Annotated in this window: 21 protein-coding genes; 12 read left to right on the top strand and 9 right to left on the bottom strand. The window is 70.7% G+C overall.

Features of this window, described 5'->3' with window-relative positions:
* Window positions 1-15 precede the first annotated feature (15 nt).
* From hmgA to EP26_RS12935, 3 genes are read left to right on the top strand one after another with little or no spacing between them, the layout of a single operon-like run.
* Entirely contained in the window at window positions 16-1,365 is a 1,350-nt protein-coding gene (gene hmgA, locus EP26_RS12945) for a homogentisate 1,2-dioxygenase (RefSeq protein ID WP_043338999.1), read from the top strand.
* Between the two features lie 11 nt (window positions 1,366-1,376).
* Window positions 1,377-2,678, top strand: a complete 1,302-nt coding sequence (gene fahA, locus EP26_RS12940) for a fumarylacetoacetase (RefSeq protein ID WP_043338998.1) — start codon at window positions 1,377-1,379, stop codon at window positions 2,676-2,678.
* A gap of 28 nt (window positions 2,679-2,706) precedes the next feature.
* Complete coding sequence (locus tag EP26_RS12935; protein WP_043338996.1) at window positions 2,707-3,684, top strand: Bug family tripartite tricarboxylate transporter substrate binding protein; 978 nt, start codon at window positions 2,707-2,709, stop codon at window positions 3,682-3,684.
* A gap of 17 nt (window positions 3,685-3,701) precedes the next feature.
* Here EP26_RS12935 and EP26_RS12930 read toward each other — a convergent pair whose 3' ends face one another.
* On the bottom strand, window positions 3,702-4,682 hold the full coding sequence (locus EP26_RS12930) for a Bug family tripartite tricarboxylate transporter substrate binding protein (RefSeq protein WP_043338995.1): 981 nt from the start codon (window positions 4,680-4,682) through the stop codon (window positions 3,702-3,704).
* A gap of 82 nt (window positions 4,683-4,764) precedes the next feature.
* On the opposite strand from EP26_RS12930, the gene EP26_RS12925 reads away from it, so the two are divergent.
* A complete protein-coding gene (locus EP26_RS12925) occupies window positions 4,765-5,637 on the top strand; it encodes a shikimate dehydrogenase (RefSeq protein WP_043338994.1) in 873 nt (290 codons plus the stop codon).
* Between the two features lie 14 nt (window positions 5,638-5,651).
* Window positions 5,652-6,446 (top strand): SDR family NAD(P)-dependent oxidoreductase, encoded by a 795-nt coding sequence (locus EP26_RS12920; protein ID WP_043338992.1) that lies wholly within the window; start codon window positions 5,652-5,654, stop codon window positions 6,444-6,446.
* Window positions 6,447-6,519: 73 nt separating this feature from the next.
* Here EP26_RS12920 and arfB read toward each other — a convergent pair whose 3' ends face one another.
* The 3 genes from arfB to EP26_RS12905 are packed head-to-tail and all read right to left on the bottom strand — an operon-like array spanning window position 6,520 to window position 9,031.
* Window positions 6,520-6,942: an alternative ribosome rescue aminoacyl-tRNA hydrolase ArfB gene (gene arfB / locus EP26_RS12915; protein ID WP_043338991.1), complete on the bottom strand. Its 423-nt coding sequence runs from the start codon at window positions 6,940-6,942 to the stop codon at window positions 6,520-6,522.
* Window positions 6,939-7,670: an ethanolamine ammonia-lyase subunit EutC gene (gene eutC, locus EP26_RS12910; RefSeq protein WP_043338990.1), complete on the bottom strand. Its 732-nt coding sequence runs from the start codon at window positions 7,668-7,670 to the stop codon at window positions 6,939-6,941. The genes arfB and eutC overlap by 4 nt, the downstream gene beginning before the upstream one ends.
* On the bottom strand, window positions 7,667-9,031 hold the full coding sequence (locus EP26_RS12905) for an ethanolamine ammonia-lyase subunit EutB (RefSeq protein WP_043338989.1): 1,365 nt from the start codon (window positions 9,029-9,031) through the stop codon (window positions 7,667-7,669). The genes eutC and EP26_RS12905 overlap by 4 nt, the downstream gene beginning before the upstream one ends.
* A gap of 84 nt (window positions 9,032-9,115) precedes the next feature.
* On the opposite strand from EP26_RS12905, the gene EP26_RS12900 reads away from it, so the two are divergent.
* The 4 genes from EP26_RS12900 to EP26_RS12885 are packed head-to-tail and all read left to right on the top strand — an operon-like array spanning window position 9,116 to window position 12,583.
* Window positions 9,116-9,640 (top strand): thiamine pyrophosphate-binding protein, encoded by a 525-nt coding sequence (locus EP26_RS12900; protein WP_043358501.1) that lies wholly within the window; start codon window positions 9,116-9,118, stop codon window positions 9,638-9,640.
* 5 nt (window positions 9,641-9,645) lie between these two features.
* Window positions 9,646-10,248 carry a thiamine pyrophosphate-dependent enzyme gene (locus EP26_RS12895; protein ID WP_043338987.1) on the top strand — a complete coding sequence of 201 codons (603 nt, stop codon included), beginning with the start codon at window positions 9,646-9,648 and terminating at the stop codon, window positions 10,246-10,248.
* Between the two features lie 10 nt (window positions 10,249-10,258).
* Window positions 10,259-11,233, top strand: a complete 975-nt coding sequence (locus EP26_RS12890) for a hydroxyacid dehydrogenase (RefSeq protein WP_043338986.1) — start codon at window positions 10,259-10,261, stop codon at window positions 11,231-11,233.
* A gap of 9 nt (window positions 11,234-11,242) precedes the next feature.
* A complete protein-coding gene (locus EP26_RS12885; RefSeq protein WP_043338985.1) occupies window positions 11,243-12,583 on the top strand; it encodes an MmgE/PrpD family protein in 1,341 nt (446 codons plus the stop codon).
* On the opposite strand, the gene EP26_RS12880 is transcribed toward EP26_RS12885, so the two are convergent.
* From EP26_RS12880 to EP26_RS12865, 4 genes are all read right to left on the bottom strand, one after another.
* On the bottom strand, window positions 12,576-13,856 hold the full coding sequence (locus tag EP26_RS12880; protein ID WP_043338984.1) for a TRAP transporter large permease: 1,281 nt from the start codon (window positions 13,854-13,856) through the stop codon (window positions 12,576-12,578). The genes EP26_RS12885 and EP26_RS12880 overlap by 8 nt on opposite strands.
* Window positions 13,857-13,868: 12 nt before the next feature.
* Entirely contained in the window at window positions 13,869-14,399 is a 531-nt protein-coding gene (locus EP26_RS12875; protein WP_052389126.1) for a TRAP transporter small permease, read from the bottom strand.
* Window positions 14,400-14,403: 4 nt separating this feature from the next.
* Window positions 14,404-15,390 carry a TRAP transporter substrate-binding protein gene (locus EP26_RS12870; RefSeq protein ID WP_043338983.1) on the bottom strand — a complete coding sequence of 329 codons (987 nt, stop codon included), beginning with the start codon at window positions 15,388-15,390 and terminating at the stop codon, window positions 14,404-14,406.
* Window positions 15,391-15,475: 85 nt separating this feature from the next.
* Window positions 15,476-16,171: a GntR family transcriptional regulator gene (locus EP26_RS12865; RefSeq protein WP_043338982.1), complete on the bottom strand. Its 696-nt coding sequence runs from the start codon at window positions 16,169-16,171 to the stop codon at window positions 15,476-15,478.
* 60 nt (window positions 16,172-16,231) lie between these two features.
* Here EP26_RS12865 and araD point away from each other — a divergent pair, with 60 nt between their 5' ends.
* Genes araD through EP26_RS12855 form a run of 3 tightly spaced genes read left to right on the top strand, consistent with a single transcriptional unit; the run spans window position 16,232 to window position 19,548 of the window.
* Window positions 16,232-17,959, top strand: coding sequence for an L-arabinonate dehydratase (araD, locus tag EP26_RS12860; RefSeq protein WP_043338981.1), 1,728 nt, complete (start codon window positions 16,232-16,234; stop codon window positions 17,957-17,959).
* A 59-nt stretch (window positions 17,960-18,018) separates the two neighbouring features.
* Window positions 18,019-18,141 (top strand): hypothetical protein, encoded by a 123-nt coding sequence (locus tag EP26_RS38125; RefSeq protein WP_281177079.1) that lies wholly within the window; start codon window positions 18,019-18,021, stop codon window positions 18,139-18,141.
* Window positions 18,142-18,192: 51 nt separating this feature from the next.
* Window positions 18,193-19,548, top strand: coding sequence for an amidase (locus tag EP26_RS12855; protein ID WP_043339049.1), 1,356 nt, complete (start codon window positions 18,193-18,195; stop codon window positions 19,546-19,548).
* Here the strand turns inward: EP26_RS12855 and EP26_RS31925 are convergent.
* Window positions 19,529-20,599, bottom strand: coding sequence for an LLM class flavin-dependent oxidoreductase (locus tag EP26_RS31925; RefSeq protein WP_052389125.1), 1,071 nt, complete (start codon window positions 20,597-20,599; stop codon window positions 19,529-19,531). The two genes, EP26_RS12855 and EP26_RS31925, sit on opposite strands and share 20 nt — an antisense overlap.
* Window positions 20,600-20,617 lie beyond the last annotated feature (18 nt).

The raw sequence follows: 20,617 nt of genomic DNA, 5'->3' as shown, positions 1-20,617 counted from the left end.
GAGGGAACGGCAGACATGAACATCGTCCAACCCTTCAGCACCTTCGGCGCGGGCACGGCGGAGCCGGCCTATCTCTCCGGCTTCGGCAACCAGTTCGAGACGGAGGCGCTGCCGGGCGCCCTGCCGGTTGGCCGCAACTCGCCGCAGCGCTGCGCCTACGGGCTCTATGCGGAGCAGCTCAGTGGCTCTCCCTTCACCGCGCCGAGGGCGGCGAATGAGCGGAGCTGGCTCTACCGCATTCGCCCGACCGTCGCGAATTGGGGGCAGTTCCACCGGATCGATGCCGGGCACTGGCGCACGGCGCCCTGCACCGAGGTGGAGGTGCCGCCCGCGCCGATGCGCTGGAGCCCGGTGCCGATCCCGGAGCGGGGCCTTTCCCTCATCGAGGGGATGCATACCGTCACCACCGCGGGCGATGCCGGCAGCCAGACCGGCATGGCGGCGCATCTCTACTTCGTCACCCGCTCCATGGAAGACGAGTATTTCTACAATGCCGATGCCGAGATGCTGCTGGTCCCGCAGCAGGGCGCGCTGCGGCTGGCGACCGAGTTCGGCATGATCGACATCGCGCCTGGCGAGATCGCGGTGCTCCCGCGCGGGGTGAAATTCCGCGCGGAGCTCCGCGGCGGCCGCGCGCGCGGCTATGTCTGCGAGAATTACGGCGGCGCCCTCACCCTGCCGGAGCGCGGGCCGATCGGCGCCAACTGCCTCGCCAATCCGCGCGACTTCCTCACCCCCGTCGCCGCCTATGAGGACCGCGAGGTGCCGAGCCGGCTGACGGTGAAATGGGGCGGCACGCTCTGGCAGGCGGAGATCCCCGCCTCGCCGCTCGACGTCGTCGCGTGGCACGGCAATTACGCGCCCTACAAATACGACCTCCGGCGCTACTCGCCGGTCGGGCCGGTGCTCTTCGACCATGCAGACCCGTCGATCTTCACCGTGCTTACCTCGCCGAGCGACACGCCCGGCACGGCCAACATCGACTTCGTCATCTTCCCCGAGCGCTGGATGGTGGCGGAGAACACCTTCCGCCCGCCCTGGTACCACATGAACGTCATGTCGGAGTTCATGGGGCTGATCTACGGCGTCTATGACGCCAAGACGGGCGGCGGCTTCGCCCCAGGCGGCTTCTCGCTGCACAATACCATGCTGCCGCACGGGCCGGACATGTCCGCCTTCGAGGGTGCGAGCAAGGCGGAGCTGAAGCCGCACAAGCTGGAGGGCACGTTGGCCTTCATGTTCGAGACGCGCTTCATGCAGCGCGTCACCGCCTATGCCGCCGGCCTGCCGGAGCTGCAGCGCGACTATGGCGGCTACGGCCAGGCGCTGCAGCGCCACTTCGACCCCAGCCGGCGCGAGTGGTGAGCAGCGTGCCCATGATCGATGCGACGCACAACGCCCGGCTGCGGAGCTGGGTGGCCTCGGCCAACGGCCATCCGGACTTCCCGATCCAGAATCTGCCGCTCGGCATCTTCGCGCCGCCGGGTGGCGATCCGCGGGCCGGCGTCGCCATCGGGGCGATGATCCTCGATCTCGGTGCGGCGCGGGCGGCCGGGCTGTTCCAGGGCGAGGCGGCCCGTGCGGTCGAGGCGATGGCAGGCGGTACGCTGAACGCCTTCTTCGCCCTCGGCGCGGGCCCGCGCGGGGCGCTGCGTGCCCGGCTCTCGGCACTGCTGGCCGAAGGCAGTGCGGAGCGGGCCAGACTCGGACCCTGCCTCCACCCTGCCGAAGGCTGCGCGCTGCACCTGCCGGCACGGATCGGCGACTACACCGACTTCTATGTCGGCATCCACCACGCGACCAATGTCGGCAAGGTCTTCCGCCCCGAAAACCCGCTGCTGCCGAACTACAAATACGTCCCCATCGGCTATCACGGTCGGGCCTCTTCGGTGGTGCCCTCCGGCACGGCGATCCGCCGGCCGCAGGGCCAGCGCAAGCGGCCGGAAGACAATGCGCCGAGCTTCGGCCCCTGCCGCAACCTCGATTACGAGCTGGAGCTCGGCATCTGGGTCGGCCCCGGCAATGCGCTCGGCGAGCCGGTGCCCATCGGCGAGGCGGCGCGGCACGTCGCCGGCTACTCCCTGCTGAACGACTGGTCGGCGCGTGACATCCAGGCCTGGGAGTACCAGCCGCTCGGCCCCTTCCTCGGCAAGAGCTTCGGCACGACGATCAGCCCCTGGGTCATCACGCCCGAGGCGCTGGCCCCCTTCCGCACCGCCCAGCCGCCGCGGCCGGAGGGCGACCCGGCCCCCCTGCCCTACCTGCTCGACGAGGCCGACCAGCGCGAGGGTGCCCTCGACCTGGAGCTGGAGGTGCTGCTGGAGACCCCCGGCCTGCGCGAGCAGGGCCTGCCGCCGCACCGGCTCGGCCTCAGCGGCACGCGGCACATGTACTGGACGGTGGCGCAGATGGTCGCGCATCACGCCAGCAACGGCTGCAACCTCCAGCCGGGCGACCTGCTCGGCTCCGGCACCCTCTCCGGCCCGGAGGACACCGCCCTCGGCAGCCTGCTGGAGATCACCCGCGGCGGCCAACACCCGTTGCGGCTCGGCTCGGGCGAAGAGCGGCGCTACCTCGAGGACGGCGATGCGCTGGTGCTGCGCGCCCGCGCCCGGCGCGAGGGCTTCGCCTCCATCGGCTTCGGCGAGTGCCGCGGCACCATCCTGCCATCGCCCTGACCGCTGCATCCGGGAGGAAACAACGAGAATGGAAATCTCACGCCGCTCCGCCCTCGTGGCCGGCCTCGGTGCCGCCTTGCCGCTGCGTGCCCTGCGAGCCCAGTCTTATCCGGACCGGCCGATCAAGTGGATCGTCGCCTATGCAGCGGGCGGCGGGACGGACACGCTGGCGCGCATCCTCGGCGCCGCCATCTCGGCGCGGCTCGGCCAGCCCATGGTGGTCGACAACCGGCCGGGTGCCGCCACCAATATCGGCGCCGAGGCCACGGCCAAGTCGGCGCCGGACGGCTATACCGTCTTCTCGGCCGACAACGGCACCTTGGTCTTCAACACGGCGCTGTTCCGCCGCCTGCCCTACGACCCGGCGCGCGACTTCCAGCCGATCGGGCTGATGGCGCGCTTCCCGCTGGTGCTGGTGGTGAAGCAGGCCTCGCCCTATGCCGATGCCGGCGCGATGTTCGATGCGGCGAAGGCCAGGCCCGGCACCATCGAGTACGGCTCGCCCGGCATCGGCTCGCCGCATCACCTGGCGATGGAGCGGCTGTCGAAGGAGATGGGCGCGCGCTTCACCCATGTGCCCTATCGCGGCGCGGCGCCGGCGCTGAACGACCTGCTGGCGGGCACGATCGAGTCGATGATCCTCGACCTGCCATCCGGCCTCGAACACCTGCGCTCGCGCCGGGTGAAGCCGCTCGCCCTCTGCTCGGCGCAGCGCCATCCGGACCTGCCCGACGTGCCGACTATCGCCGAGGCGCTCGGCCTCGCCCGCTTCGAGGCCTATGCCTGGCAGGGACTGGTCGTGCCGGCGAACACGCCGGAGCCCGTCGCCGGCCGGCTGACGGCGGAACTCGCCGCGGCGCTGCGGGAGGAGGCGGTGAGCGGCAAGCTGCGCAGCATCGGGCTCGAGTCGCTGGGCGGCGGGCCGGCGGAATTCCGCCGGCTGATCGAGGCGGAGCGGGCGGTCTGGGTGCCGCTCATCCGGGAGCTTGGCATCAGCCTCGACTAGATCCCCGCGGCCAGGGCCTATTCCAGGATGATGCCGCGGCTGCGGATCACCTCGCCCCACTTGGCGCTCTCGGTGGCGAGGTAGGCCGGGAATTCCTCGGGAGTGCCGAAGGTCGGGAAGATGGAACCCTGGCGCAGCCGGCCCAGCACCTCCGGGTTCTGCATCGTCGCGGCCAGTCCGGCCGAGAGCTGGTGGATGATCGGCTCCGGCGTCCCGGCCGGGGCCAGCAGGGCGAAGTCGCTGGTCGCCTGGAAGCCGGGCAAGCCGCTCTCGGCGATGGTCGGCACATCGGGCGCCAAGGGGTTGCGCTCCGGCGTGCTGACGCCGATGGCGGCGATCTGCCCGCTCGCCATCAGCGGCAGGGCGGTGACGGCATCGACGAAGGCCATCTCCACCTCGCCGGCGATCAGCGCCTGCACCGCCGGCGCCCCACCACGATAGGTGACGTTCTGCACCGTGATACCAGCCGAGCGGAGGAAGAGCTCCGTCGCCAGATGGGCGGAGGAGCCGGCGCCGGAGGAGCCGTAGCTCAGCTTGCCCGGCATCGACTTCGCGCGGGCGATGAAGGCGGCGATGGTCGGCGTGCCGAGCTTCGGGGTCACGCAGAGGAAGATGGGCGAGACGGCGATGCGCCCGATCGGGGCGAAGGCGCGTTCGTCGTCATAGCCGCGCTGCGGGAAGAGGTGGCGCGACATGGCATAGGTGGAATTCACCCCGAGCAGCAGCGTGTAGCCATCCGGCCGGGCGCGGGCGACGCTCGCATGGCCGACGGTGCCCGAGGCGCCGGGGCGGTTGTCCACCACGACATTGCCGCCGATCTCCTTCGAGAGTTGCTGCGCCACCACCCGGCCAACGAAATCGGTGGAGCCGCCCGGAGCCCAGGCGACGACGATGGTGATCGGGCGGCCCGGTGCGGGCCAGGGCTCGCCCTGCGCCAGGGCAGTGCGGGCACCGAGCGGGACGAGCCCGGCCAGGACGGCACGGCGATGCAGGGTCATTGCGATGGGTCCTCCCGCTTTCCTTGACCCGCAGCTAACCGCGAGTACCGTGCCCCGCAAGTGGGAAGGCGGGGAGCGTGCGGTGGCCGAGAGCTGGGACCGGAGGCCCGCCTATCTGGCCGCGCTGATCGGCAGCGATATCGGCGCCTCGCTGACGCCTGCCATGCATGAGCGGGAAGGCGCGGAGCAGGGTCTGCGCGCCATCTACCGCCTGCTGGATTTCACCGCGCTCGGCCTCGGGCCCGAGGCGCTGGAGGAACTGCTGGTCGCGGCGCAGCGCCTGGGCTTCGCCGGGGTGAATGTTACGCATCCCTGCAAGCAGGCCGTCATCCCGCTGCTCGACGGGCTGTCGGACGAGGCGCGGGCCCTGGGCGCGGTGAACGCCGTGGTGTTCCGGGACGGCCGGCGGATCGGCCACAACACCGATTGGTTTGGCTTCGCGGAGGGCTTCCGCCGCGGCTTGCCGGATGCGGCACGGCGGCAGGTGGTGCAGCTCGGCGCCGGCGGCGCCGGAGCTGCGGTGGCGCATGCGCTGCTGGTGCTCGGGGCGGAGCGGCTCATTGTGTTCGACATCGATCCGCACCGCGCGGCCCGGCTGACCGAGGCGCTTGCCGCCCGCTTCGGCGCAGGGCGGGCAGTGGCTGGGGGCGACCTGGCCTCGGCGATCGCCAGGGCGGACGGTCTGGTGAACTGCACCCCGGTCGGCATGGCAAACCATCCCGGCCTGCCGCTGCCGGCGGAGTTGCTGAGGCCGGCGCTCTGGGTCGCCGAGATCGTCTACTTCCCGCTGGAGACGGCGCTGCTGCGGGCGGCGCGCGCGCTCGGCTGCCGGACTCTGGATGGCGGCGGCATGGCAGTGTTCCAGGCGGTCGGCGCCTTCCGCCTCTTCACCGGCATCGAGCCGGATGCGGGGCGGATGCAGCGGCATTTCGCCGCGCTGGTTGCGGCCCGATGACGGAGGAGACGCGGATGAGCCAGGACAACCCCTATTCCACCGATCTCTTCGCCGGGGAGGTGGCGCTGGTGACCGGCGCGGGTTCCGGCATCGGCCGGGGCGTCGCGGAATGGCTCGGCCGCTGCGGGGCGACGGTGCTGGCGAGCGACCTCCATCCGGAGCGGGGCGAGGCGGTGGCTGGAGCCGTGCGGGCCGCCGGTGGCCGCGCGGCCTTCCTGCAGGCCGACCTGGCGAGCCCGGACGGCCATGCGGCGCTGGCAGAGGCAGCCGCGGCGCGGGGGCCGGTGTCGATGCTGGTCCATAGCGCCTCGCCGCCGCGCATGGAGCGGCAGACGGTCGGCGCCGTCACACCCGAGGAGTGGGATGCGATGGTCGATACCAATCTCCGCTCCGGCTTCTTCCTCGCCCGCAAGCTCGGCCAGCAGATGGTGCAGGCCGGGCTGCGCGGGCGGATGGTCTTCATTGCCTCGCTGCATGCGGCGACGCCGCGGAACCTGCCGCATTACAGTGCAGCCAAGGCCGGGCAGGTCATGCTGGTGCGGGAGCTGGCGCGGTATTTCGGCCCGGCCGGCATCCGGGTGAACGCCGTCGCGCCGGGGGCGATCCCCGGCGGCTTCCAGGGCGATTTCACGGCGCTGGCGCGGAAGGTACCGATGGGGCGGGTCGGCAGCGCGGAGGACATCGCCCGGGCGGTCGTGCCCCTGCTCTCCGACCGTTGCATGCCCTATGTGACCGGCTCGGTGCTGCCCGTCGATGGTGGGTTGGCCCTTGGGAACTGGATAGAAAGCGCCTCAGCTTTGGAGGAATAGCGAACTCAGGCCGGTCCAGGCCGGGTTCCGGCCTGGTGGATGGGGTCTGGAGAAGGCAAGGCCTTCCCCAGGATCAGTCCATCGGCTGCCGCCCCCGCCCCTTCTTCACATCCGCCCGCTTCGCCTTCCCCTCCAGCCTGCGCTTCTTCGAGGCCAGGGTCGGCCGCGTCGGCCGGCGCGGCGGAGGGGGTGGGGTCGCCGCCTCGCGGATCAGCTCGAGCAGGCGCTCCAGCGCATCCTCCCGGTTCCGCTCCCGCGTGCGGAAGCGCTGGGCGGTGATGATGACGACGCCGTCCTGGGTCAGCCGATGCCCCGCCAACCGCTCGAGCCGCGCCCGCACCGCATCAGGCAGGTTGGGCGAGAGGCGGGCGTTGAAGCGGAGCTGCACCGCCGTCTCCACCTTGTTGACATTCTGCCCGCCGGGGCCGGAGGCGCGGATGAAATCCTCGGTCAGCTCGTCCTCGGCGATGGCGATGCGTTGAGTCACCCGGATCATGGCAGCAGCGGCCCGCCCGGCTGCTCGTCCTTCAGCGCGACGCCGGTGGCGCCGAGGCGCATCGCTGCGCCGCTGAGCCAGGCCAGCTTCTCCGCCGCCGCGGCTGGCGAGAGGCCGCTGGGGCGGATGTTGGAGATGCAGTTCCGCTCGGCATCGGTGCGGCCGCGACGGGGGCCGAGGGTGAGGTAGAGGCCGAGGCTGTCGGTGGCCGAGAGGCCGGGCCGCTCGCCGATCAGCACGGCAACCAAGGCGGCGCCCATCGCCTCGCCGATCTCGTCGCCGAGGCCGACGCGGGCCTGGCTGGCGATGACGATGGGGGCGAGGGCGAGGCCGTTCGCCACCAGCAGCGGCCGAGCGGCGGCGATCAGCGTCGGCGCCTGGCGCTGCACGCCGATGGCGCAGAGCCCGTCCGCCACGACGAAGAGGAAGGCGCCGGGCGCCGGCGGCAGGCGGGCGCGGTCGGCCTCGCGCAGGCGGCGGCCGAGATCGGGACGCAGGAGATAGGTCCGCCGGTCCGCCGCCTGGCTGGCGACGCGGATGGCGGGCTGGCCGAGCGCCGCCTCCAGCGCATCGAGGTCGAGGGCCGAATGCACCGCATCCCGCGCCCTCGCATGCGCCTCCTGGAAGTCGAGATGCGCCGCGGTCGGCAGCCCATGCCCCGCCCGGCCAAGCGCCACGCGGGCCGAGGTGAAACGGCGCAGGTCCACCCAAGGCGTCGGCGTCGTCATCGCAGGCCGATCAGCGCCGGGGCCAGCGGCAGCTGCCCTGCCCCGCTCGCCGCCTCGATTCCCATGCGCTCCATCCAATCCTCGAATTCCGGCGCCGGCTTCCGCCCGAGCGCCGCCCGCAGGTAGAGCCCGTCATGGAAGGAGGTGGACTGGTAGGCCAGCATCACGTCATCCGCCCCGGGCACGCCCATCACATAGGTGACGCCGGCCACGCCGAGCAGGGTCAGCAGCGAGTCCATCTCGTCCTGATCGGCCTCGGCATGGTTGGTGTAGCAGACATCCACCCCCATCGGCAGGCCGAGCAGCTTGCCGCAAAAGTGGTCCTCTAGCCCCGCACGGGTGATCTGCTTGCCGTCGAAGAGGTATTCCGGGCCGATGAAGCCGACGACGGAGTTGACCAGCAGAGGCGCGAATTCCCGCGCGACGGCATAGGCCCGCGCCTCGACGGTCTGCTGGTCGCAGCCCTGATGCGCCTCGGCCGAGAGGGCGCTGCCCTGGCCGGTCTCGAAATACATGCAATCCGTGCCGACCGTGCCTCGCCCGAGGGCGAGCGCCGCCTCATGCGCCTCCCGCAGCAGGGCGAGGGAGACGCCGAAGCTGCGGTTCACCCCCTCCGTCCCGCCTATCGACTGGAAGACGAGGTCGACCGGCGCGCCCCGCTCCATCGCCAGCAGGCTGGTGGTGACATGGGCGAGGACGCAGCTCTGGGTCGGGATGGCATAGCGGTCCCGGACGGCATCCAGCAGGTCGAGCAGGCGGATCGTGGTCTCGAGATTGTCGGTCGCCGGGTTCACGCCGATGACCGCATCCCCGGCGCCAAGCAGCAGCCCGTCGAGGATGGCGGCGGCGACGCCGCGCGGGTCGTCCACCGGGTCGTTCGGCTGGAGGCGAATGGAGAGCCGCCCCGGCAGGCCGAGCGTGTTGCGGAAGCGGCTGGTGACGCGGCACTGGGCCGCGACCGCCACCAGGTCCTGCAGCCGCATGATCTTGGAGACGCCGGCCGCCATCTCCGGCGTCAGACCCGGGCGGAGGGCGGCGAGCGCCGCCGGCTCGGCGGCCAGCAGCCAATCGCGGAAGCCGCCCACGGTCAGATGCGCGACGGGGGCGAAGGCCGCCGCGTCGTGCCGGTCGAGGATCAGCCTTGTGACCTCATCCGCCTCGTAGGGGATCACCGCCTCGTTCAGGAAATGCCGCAGCGGCAGGTCGGCCAGCGCCCGTTGCGCGGCCACCCGCTCCTGCGCCGTCTCCGCCGCCAGCCCGGCCAGCACGTCGCCCGAGCGCAGCGGCGTCGCCCGCGCCAGCAGGGTCCGAAGGTCCGGGAAGAGGTAGCGGGTGCCACCCACGGCATGCGCGAAGCCCATGCAAACGGTTTAGCAAGCCCCGGGCCGCTCTTGCCAGCGCGACCGGTCGGCGGGAGGATGCCGGCAAGGACCGAGGGGAAACGCATGCCGGACGCCACCGAAGATTGGCCGGACCAGATCTATGGCCTGCTCAAGGAGCACGACATCCGCCAGGTGGCGTTGGTGCCCGATGCCGGACATTCGCGCCTCATCAAGCGTTGCCTCGCCGACAACGACATGCGGGTGGTCACGCTGACCACCGAGGAGGAGGGCATCGGCATGCTCTTCGGCGCCTGGCTCGGCGGCGAGAAGGGTGTATTGCTGATGCAGAGCTCTGGCGTCGGCAACTGCATCAACATGCTCTCGGTGCCGATCGCCCACCGCACGCCGCTGCCGATGATCGTGACGATGCGCGGCGACTACGGCGAGTTCAACCCCTTCCAGGTGCCGATGGGCAATGCCACCCAGCAGGTGCTCGAGGCGATGGGCACGCTGGTGAAGCGCGCCGACGCGCCGGAGGATGTGGCGCCGACCGTCAACGCCACGCTTCGGATGGCCTTCAACACCTATCGCCCGACCGCGACCCTGATCGGCCAGCGGGTCATCGGCGCCAAGACCTTCGGGAAGTGACAGCCATGCGCACCGGACCCACGGGCAAGCTCCTCCGCCGCGACGTGGTCGCGGAACTGCTGCGGGACCGCGGTGGCCTGCTGGCGATCGGCGGCCTCGGCGCCCCGGCCTGGGACATCACCGCCGCCGGCGACGTGCCGGAGAACCTGCCGCTCTGGGGCGGCATGGGCGCCGCCGCGATGATGGGCCTCGGCCTGGCGCTGGCCCAGCCCTCCCGCCCTGTCGCCGTCATCACCGGCGACGGCGAGATGCTGATGGGCATCGGCAGCCTCGCCACCATCGCCGTGCAGCGGCCGCGCAACCTCGCCATCATCGTGCTCGACAACGAGCATTACGGCGAGACCGGCATGCAGGAGACGGCCACGCGGCACGGCGTCGACCTCGCCGCCATGGCTCGCGGCGCCGGCATCGGTGATTGCCGCCTGGTGAAGACCGCCGAGGAGGTCACCGCCCTGCGCGAGGCAATTCATGCCGGCGCGGGCCCGCTCTTCGCCCAGGTCAAGATCGACGAGGCGCCGGTGCCGCTGGTCCTGCCGCCGCGCGAGGCTTCGATCCTCCAGGCCCGCATGCGCGAGGCCATCATGGGCCCCGCCGCCCACCTTCAGTAAGGCCGCCCCGATGCCTCATGTCGTCTGCTTGCGCCCCGTCCATCCGGAGGCCCTCGCCCTGCTCGGCGCCCGCGAGGGCGTGACGGTCGAGGTGCTGGACCCGGTGAACGAGGAAACCATCGCCGCCTCCATCCCGAAGGCGGAGGCGGTGATCGTCCGCGCCACGCCGATCAACCGCGCCTTCCTCGCCCATGCGCCGAACCTCCGCATCGTCGCCCGCCACGGCGTCGGCTATGACGCGGTCGATGTGCCGGCGCTGACCGAGCGCGGCATCCCGCTCACCGTCACGCCGGATGCGAATGCGCAGAGCGTCGCCGAGCATGCGATGATGCTGCTGCTGAACATCGCCCGGCAGACCGCTTTCTACGACAAGGCGACGCGCGAGCTGCGCTGGAGCAACCCGCCGGTTCCCGGCACCTTCGACCTCGCCGGCCGCACCATCCTGATCATGGGCTTCGGCCGGATCGGCGGCCGGGTCGCCCGGCTCTGCGCCGCCTTCGGCATGCGCGTGCTGGTGCGGGACCCATTCATTCCGCAGAACACCATCAAGGGCGCCGGCTTCATTCCGGTGAAGGACCTGTCCGCTGGGCTCGCCGAGGCCGATGTGGTGACGGTGCACGTGCCGAGCAGCGAGAAGACCCGTGGCTTCGTCAATGGCGAGTTCCTCGCCGGCATGAAGCGCGGCGCCGTGCTGGTGAACACGGCGCGCGGCACCCTGGTCGACGAGAAGGCGCTGGCCGGTGCGCTGACCAGCGGGCACCTTGCCGCCGCCGGCCTCGACGTGTTCTGGGACGAACCCGCCACCGCCGACAACCCGCTGCTCAAGCTACCGAATGTCATCGTCACTCCGCATACCGCCGCGGCAACGGAGCAGAGCCTGCGCCGCATGGCTCTCTCCTGCGCCGAGAGCATCCTGCAGGTCTTCGACGGCAAGCTCGATCCGGATGTGGTCATTAACCAGGAGGTGCTGCGCGGTAACGCGTAGCGGCGGCCCATGGAAAATCCGCTGCTGGTCCTCGCCGATCACGCCGTGTCCTGGCGTGACCGGCCGCTGGCGCTGGAGGTCGCGCATCATGCACGGCGGGCGCTGATCGACTGGTTCGCGGCCCTCCTGACCGGCTGCTCCCGCCCGCCCGCCACGCTGCTCGCCGCGGCGCTGGCGGCGGAACGCGGCCCCGGCCGTTCCATCTGCTACGTCGACGGCAAGCCCGGGCCGCTGCGCCATGCCGCGCTGCTGAACGCGACGGCGAGCCACACGGTCGAGTTCGACGACATCTTCCGTGATGCCGGCTATCACCCGGCCTGCCCGACCATCCCCCCTGCCCTCGCCGCCATCCAGCAGCAGGGCGGCGGGATGGAGATGCTGCTCCGCGCCATCACCGCGGGCTATGAGGTCTCCTGCCGCATCGGCATGGCGGTGCAGCCGAGCCACTACAAGAACTGGCACACCACCGGCACCGTAGGCACTTTCGGCGCCGCGGCGGCGACCGCGCTGGTGCTCGGCTGCGACGCCCGGCAGATGGCCCATGCCATTGCCACGGCAGCCACCTTCGCCGGCGGGCTGCAGCAGGCCTTCCTCTCCGACGGCATGTCGAAGCCTCTGCATCCCGGCCATGCCGCCGAGGCTGGGGCCCTCGCCGCCATCGGCGCCGCGGCGGGCGTGACCGGCGCGCTCGACGTGCTGCACGGGCCGAAGGGCTTCGCGGCGGCGACGAGCGAGGATACCGGCAAGTGGGAGGTGGCCTTCGCCGATCTCGGCCGGCGCATCTGCATCACCGAGGTGACCTTCAAGAACCATGGCTGCTGCGGCCATATCTTCGCCGCGCTCGACGCGGTGGACGACCTGCGGCGGGAGCACGGCTTCAGCGCCGATGACGTCGCCGCCATCCATGTCGGAGGCTATGGCCCGACCAAGACCGTCTGCGATCGGCCCGAGGCGCAGACCGAGCAGGAATGCCGCTTTTCCACCCAGTACTGCATGGGCGCGCTGCTGGTGCTCGGCGGCGTCCGCCTCGCCGCCTTCGCGCCGGAGAACCTGAGCAACCCCACCATCCGCGCCATCATGCCGCGGGTGACGGTGGAGCTGGATCCGGAGCTGGCCGATGCCTACCCCGCCCGCCGAGCCGCCAAGGTGAGGCTGACCCTGCGCGACGGGCGGGTGCTGGACCGCTTCCAGCCGACCCGCAAGGGCGATCCGGACGCCCCGCTCTCCGATGCCGATCTTTCGGCGAAGTTCGAGGAACTGGTCGCCCCAGTTCTCGGCGCAGGCCCAGCCTCGGCCCTGCTCGAGGCGCTCTGGCACGGCAATGCCGTGCCCGGCGCGCTGCCTATCTGAACAGCGCCGGCAGCCAGAGGCTCAGCGCCGGCACATAGGTGACCAGCAGCAGCACCACGACCATCGCCGCATAGAAGGGCGCGGAGGTCTTCGTCGCGTCCCACATCGAGACCTTGCCGACCGCGCAGGCGACGAAAAGCACCGGCCCGACCGGCGGCGTGATGGTGCCGATGCCGAGGTTGACGATCAGCACGATGCCGAACTGCACCGGGTCCATGCCGATCGCCTTCACCACCGGCAGGAAGATCGGCGTGCCGATCATGATGAGTGGCGCCATATCCATGAAGGTGCCGAGCAGCAGCAGCACGATGTTGATGATGAGCAGGGTCATCAACGGGTCGTCGGTGATGCCCTTCATCAACGCGACGGTCTGCGCCGGCACCTGCAGCAGCGCCATCAGCCAGCCGAAGGCCGAGGCTGTGCCGATGATGAGCATCACCATGCCCGTCGTCCGCACCGCCCCGCCGACGGCGTGGACGAAGCCCTGCCAGCTCAGGCTGCGATAGACCAGCAGCACCACCAGCAACGCATAGATCACCGCGACGCAGGCGCTCTCCGTCGCGGTAAAGACGCCGCTGCGGACGCCAGCGAAGATGATGACGATCAGCATCAGCCCGGGGATGGCGTTGAAGACCAGCCGCGCCAGGATCGACCAGCCGGGGAAGGCCTCCCGCGGATAGCCGCGCTTCACCGCCACCAGCCAGGCGACGACCATGAGCGAGGCCATCATCACGATGCCGGGGACGATGCCGGCGGTGAAGAGGTCCGCCACGCTGATCGCGCCGCCCGCGGCGATGACGTAGAGGATCATGTTGTGGCTGGGTGGGATCAGCAGGTCGATCAGCGCCGCATTAGCGGTGATGTTCACGGCATAGTCCGGCGCGTAGCCGCGCGCCTTCATCTGCGGGATCATCACGCCGCCGACCGCGCTGGCATCCGCGACCGCGGAGCCCGAGACGCCGCCGAACAAGGTGGCCGCGACGATGTTCACCTGTCCGAGGCCGCCGCGCAGATGCCCGACCATGGCGGCGGCTAGCGCCACCAGCCGGTCGGCGATCTGGCCGCGCATCATCAGGTCGCCGGCGAAGATGAAGAAGGGGATCGCCAGCATGGAGAAGACGTTCATGCCGGAGGAGAGCTGCTGGAACACCACGATCGGCGGCAGGTCCATGTAGAGCACCGTGGCGAAGGCCGCGGCGCCCAGGCAGAACGCGACCGGCACGCCGATCAGCAGCAGCAGCGTGAAGCTGCCGAGCAGCAGGGTGAGTTCCACGGCGCGTGCCCCTCAGCTATCGGTCAGGACGGTATCGGCGGGAAGGCCGACCGGTGCCCGACCCGTCGCCAGCCGCGCTACCAGCCGCTCCAGCCCGAACAGCGCCATCAGCGCGCCGCCGAGCGTGATCGGCATGTATTCCACCGTGCCCGGCAGGCCGAGCGTCGGCAGGGTCGCGTCCCAGACGGTGAGCGCAAGGTCGCTGCCATACCAGGCCATGGCCCCGCCGAAGACGGTGATGGTCACGTCCGAGATGATATGGAAGGCCAGCGCGAGGCCCGGCGGCAGCGTGTCGCGCAGCGTCTCGAAGCCCATGTGGAAACCCTCGCGCACGCCCGCCGCGGCGGCGCCGAGGATGACCCAGCCCATCAGCAGCAGTGCCGAGGCTTCCGCCCAGGCCGGGGTATCGTTCAGCACGAAGCGGCCGAAGACACCCCAGGCGACGACCGCGGTCATCGCCACCATGGCGATGCCGGCGATGAGGACCGCAGCCCGCGCCGCGACCGCCAGCGCCGAGGAGAGGCCTTGGTGCAGTGCCTGCATGCGCTCAGGCCGAGCGGATGCGGTCGACGAGTGCCTTCAGCTTGGCGTCGCGCACGAACTGATCGTAGACGGGCTGCACCAGCTTGGCGAAGGCCGGCTTGTCGGCCTCCACCACCTGTGCACCGCCGGCCTCGACCTGTTTCCGTGCATCCTGCTCCATCTTGACCCAGAGGGCGCGCATATGCGGCACGCTCTCCTTCGCCGCTTGACGCATGATCTCCTGATCGGGCTTCGAAAGCCGGTCGAAGCTGCGCTTGCTCATCGCCACGATCTCGGGCGTCAGGCTGTGCTCCGTCATCGCATAATGCTTCGCCACCTCGAAGTGGCGGGCGGTGAGGAAGGAGGGGAAGTTGTTCTCGGCACCGTCAACCACGCCGGTCTGCAGCGCGGAGTAAACCTCGCCATAGGGCAGCGGCGTCGCATTGGCGCCGAAGGCCCGCATCATCGCCACCCACATGTCGGATTGCTGGACGCGGATTTTGAGGCCCTTCATCTCCTCCGGATTGCGTGCCGGGCGGCCGCGCGTATAGAAGCTGCGCGCGCCGGCATCGTAGTAGCCGAGGGTAACGAGGCCATGCGGCAAGGTCGCCTTGCCGATATCCTCGCCGATCGGTCCGTCCATCACCTGCTGCATATGCGCGGTGTCGCGGAATAGGAACGGCAGGCCCGCAACCAGTGTCTCCGGCACCAAGTTGTTCAGCGGCGCGGTGTTGACGCGGGTGATGTCGATGACGCCGAAGCGCGTCTGCTCCAGCGTGTCCTTTTCGTCACCGAGCTGGCGGGAGTGGAACATCTGAATCCTGATCCGCCCGCCGGTCCGTTCCTCGACCAGCTTACCCATGTACTTCACGCCCTCGATGGTCGGGTAGCCATCGGGATGGACATCGGCGGCACGGAGGGTGACGCCCTGGGCGCTGGCCCGGCCACCGATCCAGGGGGCGGCAAGGGCGGCGCCGATCATGAGGCGGCGGCGGATGGTGACGCTCTCCATTGGATCATTCCTCCAGCGGGGCGATCTCCGCCGCCCGATCAACTGCAATAGCAGATAGCAGTCTGCGCCCCGCCCGGAAGGGAAGTCAACGTCCCTGGCGCGGGGCGGCTAGGACGCCGTTGGTCGTGAGGGAACGGAGCACGTGATGGCGCATCCGCGCCTCGGCCAGCGCCGGATCGCGCGCCTTGAGAGCGGCGAGGATCGAGGCATGCTCGCGCAGCGCCTTCGGCATATCCTTCGGCGTACTTCCGAGAGCGCGCAACCGGCCAAGATCGTCATAGGCCCGGAGCGCCTCAAGCGACTTCACCAGGAAGAGGTTGCCCGTCGCACCCTGGAGAATGGCATGGAAGCGCTCGTTCAGCTCGGCCAGTGCCTCGGTGTCGGCCGCGGCCGTCGCGCTGCGCATGCCGCGCACGATCTGCGCCAGCTCCGCCAGGACCTCGCCCGACATGCGCTCGGCGGCCAGCGCCGCGGCCACGCCCTCCAGCGCCGCGCGGATGCGGCCGAGCTCGGCCAGGCGCTCCGGCCCGATCTCTGCCACCACCGTGCCGCGGCGCGGCAGGGTGACGACCATGCCGTCCTGCTCCAGCCGCCGCAGCGCCTCCCGCACCGGCTGGGCGGAGATGCCGAGGGCATGGGCCATGCTGCGCTCGGAGATCCGGCTGCCCGGCCGCAGCGTGCCCTGGACGATGCCGTCGCGCAGCCGCCGGTAGGCCCGCTCCCCGAGCGAGAGCGTCTCCTCCTCGGCAAGCGGTTCGACCGGGATTGCGCCAGCGGACATGGACAACTGCTATAGCAGCTGGCAGGGTAGGCTGGAAGTCATTGCCGTCGAGGAAATGTCATGCCCCGCAAGAGGCCCGAGGGATTGCGTAGCCACCACTGGTTTGGGGTGGACGACCTCCGTGCCTTCGGCCACCGCTCCCGCCTGCTGCAGACCGGCCTCGCCGAGGCGGATTTCCGCGGCAAGCCGGTGATCGGCATCATCAACACCTGGTCCGACCTCAGCGTCTGCCACGCCCATTTCCGCACCCGGGCGGAAGAGGTGAAGCGCGGCGTCTGGCAGGCCGGCGGCTTCCCGGTCGAGCTGCCGGCGCATCCGGTGACGGAGCAGTACCAGAAGCCGAGCAGCATGCTCTATCGCAACTTCCTGGCGATGGAGACGGAGGAACTGGCACGCAGCCATCCCTGCGACGGGCTCGTGCTGATGGGCGGTTGCGACAAGACGCCCCCCGCCCTCGTCATGGGCGCGCTTTCCGCCAACCTGCCCTGCATCTTCGTCCCGGCCGGCCCGATGCTGTCGGGCAATTGGCACGGCAAGAAGCTCGGCAGCGGCAGCGACGTCTGGAAGTACAATGCCGAGCTCCGCGCCGGGAACATCACCCAGGCGCAGTGGAAGGACATGGAGAGCGGCATCGCCCGCAGCTTCGGCACCTGCATGACGGCGGGTACCGCGGCGACGATGATGCTGGCGGTCGAGGCGATGGGCCTCGCCCTGCCCGGCGCTTCCTCCATCCCGGCGGCCGATTCCGCCCATCCGCGCATGGCGACGGCCGCCGGGCGCCGCATCGTCGAGATGGTCTGGGAGGATTCAACGCCCGGGAGCCTCTTGACCCAGGCCAGCATCGACAACGCGGTGACGGCGACCATGGCGTTCGGCGGCTCGACCAACGCCATACCGCACCTCATCGCCATGGCCCGGCGCGGCGGCTTCCAGCTCGACCTCGACCGGTTCGACGCCATCAGCCGCCGCACCCCGCTCATCGCCAACCTCCGGCCGAACGGCGACACCTGGCTGATGGAGGACTTCTACTATGCCGGCGGGGCGCGCGCCTTCCTGGCCCGCCTCGCGTCCTATCTCGACCTCTCGGCCTGCACCGTCACGGGCGCCACGCTCGGCGAGAACCTGGAGGGCGCCGAGTGCTACAACGAGGACATCATCCGCCCGCTGGACCGGCCGCTCCAGGCGGAGGGCGGCGTCGCCATCCTTCGCGGCTCGCTCGCCCCGCGCGGCGCGGTCATCAAGACCAGCGCGGCCGACCCGCGGCTGCTGAGCCATACCGGCCCGGCCGTGGTCTTCGAGGACTACAACGACATGAATGCCAGACTGGACGACCCGGCGCTCGAGGTGACGCCTGACAGCGTGCTGGTGTTGCGCCAGGCCGGGCCGCAGGGCGGGCCCGGCATGCCGGAATGGGGGATGATGCCCATCCCGAAGAAGCTGCTCCAGCAGGGTGTGCGGGACATGGTCCGGCTCTCGGACGCCCGCATGTCCGGCACCAGCTACGGCACCTGCATCCTGCATGTCGCGCCCGAATCGCATGTCGGAGGCCCCCTCGCCCTGGTCCGCACCGGCGACCTCATCCGTCTCGACGTGCCGAATCGCAGCCTCGACCTGCTGGTCGAGCCGGCGGAGCTGGAGCGGCGGCGCGCCGCCTGGACCCCACCGCCCCGCCGCTATACCCGCGGCTGGACCTCGCTCTACCTGGACCATGTCGGCCAGGCCGACGAGGGCTGCGACTTCGACTTCCTCGGGCATGGGGCGCCGACGCCGGAGCCAGAAATTCACTGAAGCGTGTCTCGATGTTTTAACGAGTGGTCGGTAGGTTGCCTTGATCGAGAGGCATTCCCGTGACCGACGACGAAAACGATACCGAGTTCCATTTGTTGGAAGGCTGGATGCTCGGCGCCCTGCTCTTCCCGCTGGCGATGGAAGAGATCGAACGGGTCCCGGCCGCCAACGACCGGGACTGAAGGCGTCAGGCGGGCTTGCCCGGGCCGGCGATCCTGGCCAGCATCCCGCCCATGCAGCACATCGCCGATGCCGCGGCCGCCCTCGCCAGCGGCCGCATCTCCGCCGAATCCCTGGTCGACGCAGCGCTCGACCGCATAGCCGCCCCTGAGGGCGAGGGCCGCCGGACCTTCACTGCCGTCCACGCCGAGGCAGCCCGGGCTGAGGCCCGCGCCATGGACGCGCTACGCCATGCCGGGCGTGCGCCGAGTCCCTGGGCTGGCATTCCCATCACGGTGAAGGACCTTTTCGACGAGCGCGGCCACCCGACGCCGGCCGGATCCGTCGTCCTGAAGGATGCACCCGCGGCGGCGCAGGATGCCCCGGCGGTGGCGCGGCTCAGGCGGATGGGCTTCGTCGTCATCGGCCGGACCAACATGGTGGAGTTCGCCTTCTCCGGCCTCGGGGTGAACCCGCATTACGGCACCCCCCTCTCGCCTTGGGACCGGGCGACGGGGCGGCTGCCGGGCGGCTCCTCCTCCGGCGCCGCGGTCGCCGCGGCCGACCATATGGGCTTCGGCGGGTTGGGCACCGATACAGGCGGTTCCTGCCGGGTTCCGGCGGCGCTCTGCGGCGTGGTCGGCTACAAGCCGACGGCACGGCGTGTGCCGATCGCGGGTGTCCTGCCACTCGCGCCGTCGCTCGATTCGGTCGGCCCGCTGGCCCGCAGCGTCGCCTGCTGCCACCTGCTCGATGCCGTCATCAGTGGCGAGGAGAACCCGGCACCCCTGCAGGCCCAGCCGCTCGCTGGCCTCCGGCTCGGCCTGCCGCGGCGGACCTTCCTCACGGACGACGTGGACACCACGGTCGGCAATGCCTTCCAGCGTGCCCTCTCCCGGCTCTCCGCCGCCGGCGCCCGGATCGAGATGTTCGACATCCCCGAGCTTGCCGAATTGCCCGCGGTCAACGCGACCGGCGGCTTTGCGGCCAGCGAGGCCTGGGCCTGGCACCGGTCGCTGATCGCCGAGAAGTCCAGCCAGTACGACCCTCGCATCCTGGCCCGCATCCGCCGCGGCGAGCGGATGGGCGCCGCCGACTACATCGACCTGGTCGCCGCCCGCGCCCGGCTCTGCGAGGCCGTCGCCCGCCGCACCCGGGAGTTCGACGCGATGGTGACGCCGACCTGCCCCATCATCCCCCCGGCGCTGGCCGAGGTGGAGCAGGAGGCGGAGTACAACCGCATCAACCTGCTGCTGCTGCGGAACACCGCGGTCGGCAATTTCCTCGACCGCTGCAGCATCAGCCTGCCGATCCACCGGCCCGGTGAGGCGCCGGTCGGGCTGATGCTGACTGGCGAGACGATGGCGGATGCGGCCCTCTTCCGCACCGCCGCTGCGGTGGAGGCGGCGCTCAGCGAAACGCCCGCATGATCCGCCCCCAGTCCTCGATCGCTGCCTCCTGGCCGGGGACGATCTGGACGGTGAACTCGGTATAGCCGGCATCCCGGAGGTCACCGACGCGGCGCTTCAGCTCCGCTTCGGTCGCGGTGAAGCTGCTGATGCGGATCATCTCCGCGGTGACGAAGGGCCGCTCCTCCGGCTTCACGAACATCAGGTGCCCCCGGTGGTTGTGCAGCCATGGGGCATCCTTCGGCTCGAAGCCACGCGCCACCGCCACATAGCCCTCCACCGCCGCGCGGCAGCTCTCCGGCACCGGCGAGATGTTGGGCAGGCCGGAGAGCACCTCGTCCGCCGCCCGGTGAAGCAATACGGCGGCACGCGGCCCGGCCTGGGCCACGGCGCGGTCGCTGTCCGCCGGCTCGCCTTCCTCCAGCACGCAGCCGAGGACGAAGGCCGTCGCCTCCAGGTCGGCCTTCGCCTGCCCGGCCACCACCCAGGCCTGCTGCATCTCGCCGAGCATGGCGACGGCGGCCGGGACATCGGAGAAGAAGTTGATCCACCCCGCCCCAAGCCGCGCCGTCAGCGCCCGCGCCCGCGGCCCGGCGGCGGCCAGATGCAGCCTCATCGGCGTCCGGGTGTCGATCAGGCCGAGGTCGGGGTTCAGCAGGCGGATCCTTCGCCGCTGCCCCTCGACCTCCGCCTCCACCGTCTCCTCGGCGAGGAGGGCGAGCATCACCCGTAGATACTCCTCGAAATCCTTCAGCTTCATGGCGCCGAGCCCCATCGCCCGCCGCCCGGTGAAGCCGGTACCCAGCCCCATGTCGATCCGCCCCGGCGCCAGCTTGTTCAGCGAGGCGAAGGCGTTGGCGGTGACCGGCGCGATGCGGTTGGAGGGGATCAGCACCCCGGTGCCGAGCCGGATGCGGCTGGTCTTCACCGCCGCCGCGCCCATGGCGACGAAGCAGTCCGCGCTCAGCATCTGGGTGTCGTAGAACCAGGCGGAGCGGAAGCCGAGCTCCTCCGCCCGCTGCGCCAGCCGCCAGCTTTCGGCGTCCGTCGCCATGGCGATGCCGAATTCCATAAGCTTGTTCCCTCCGCC

The sequence above is a fragment of the Belnapia moabensis DSM 16746 genome, assembly GCF_000745835.1.
GTDB lineage: Bacteria > Pseudomonadota > Alphaproteobacteria > Acetobacterales > Acetobacteraceae > Belnapia > Belnapia moabensis.
Note: the sequence above shows the minus strand (reverse complement) of the source record. Positions and strands in the feature narration are given on the sequence as shown.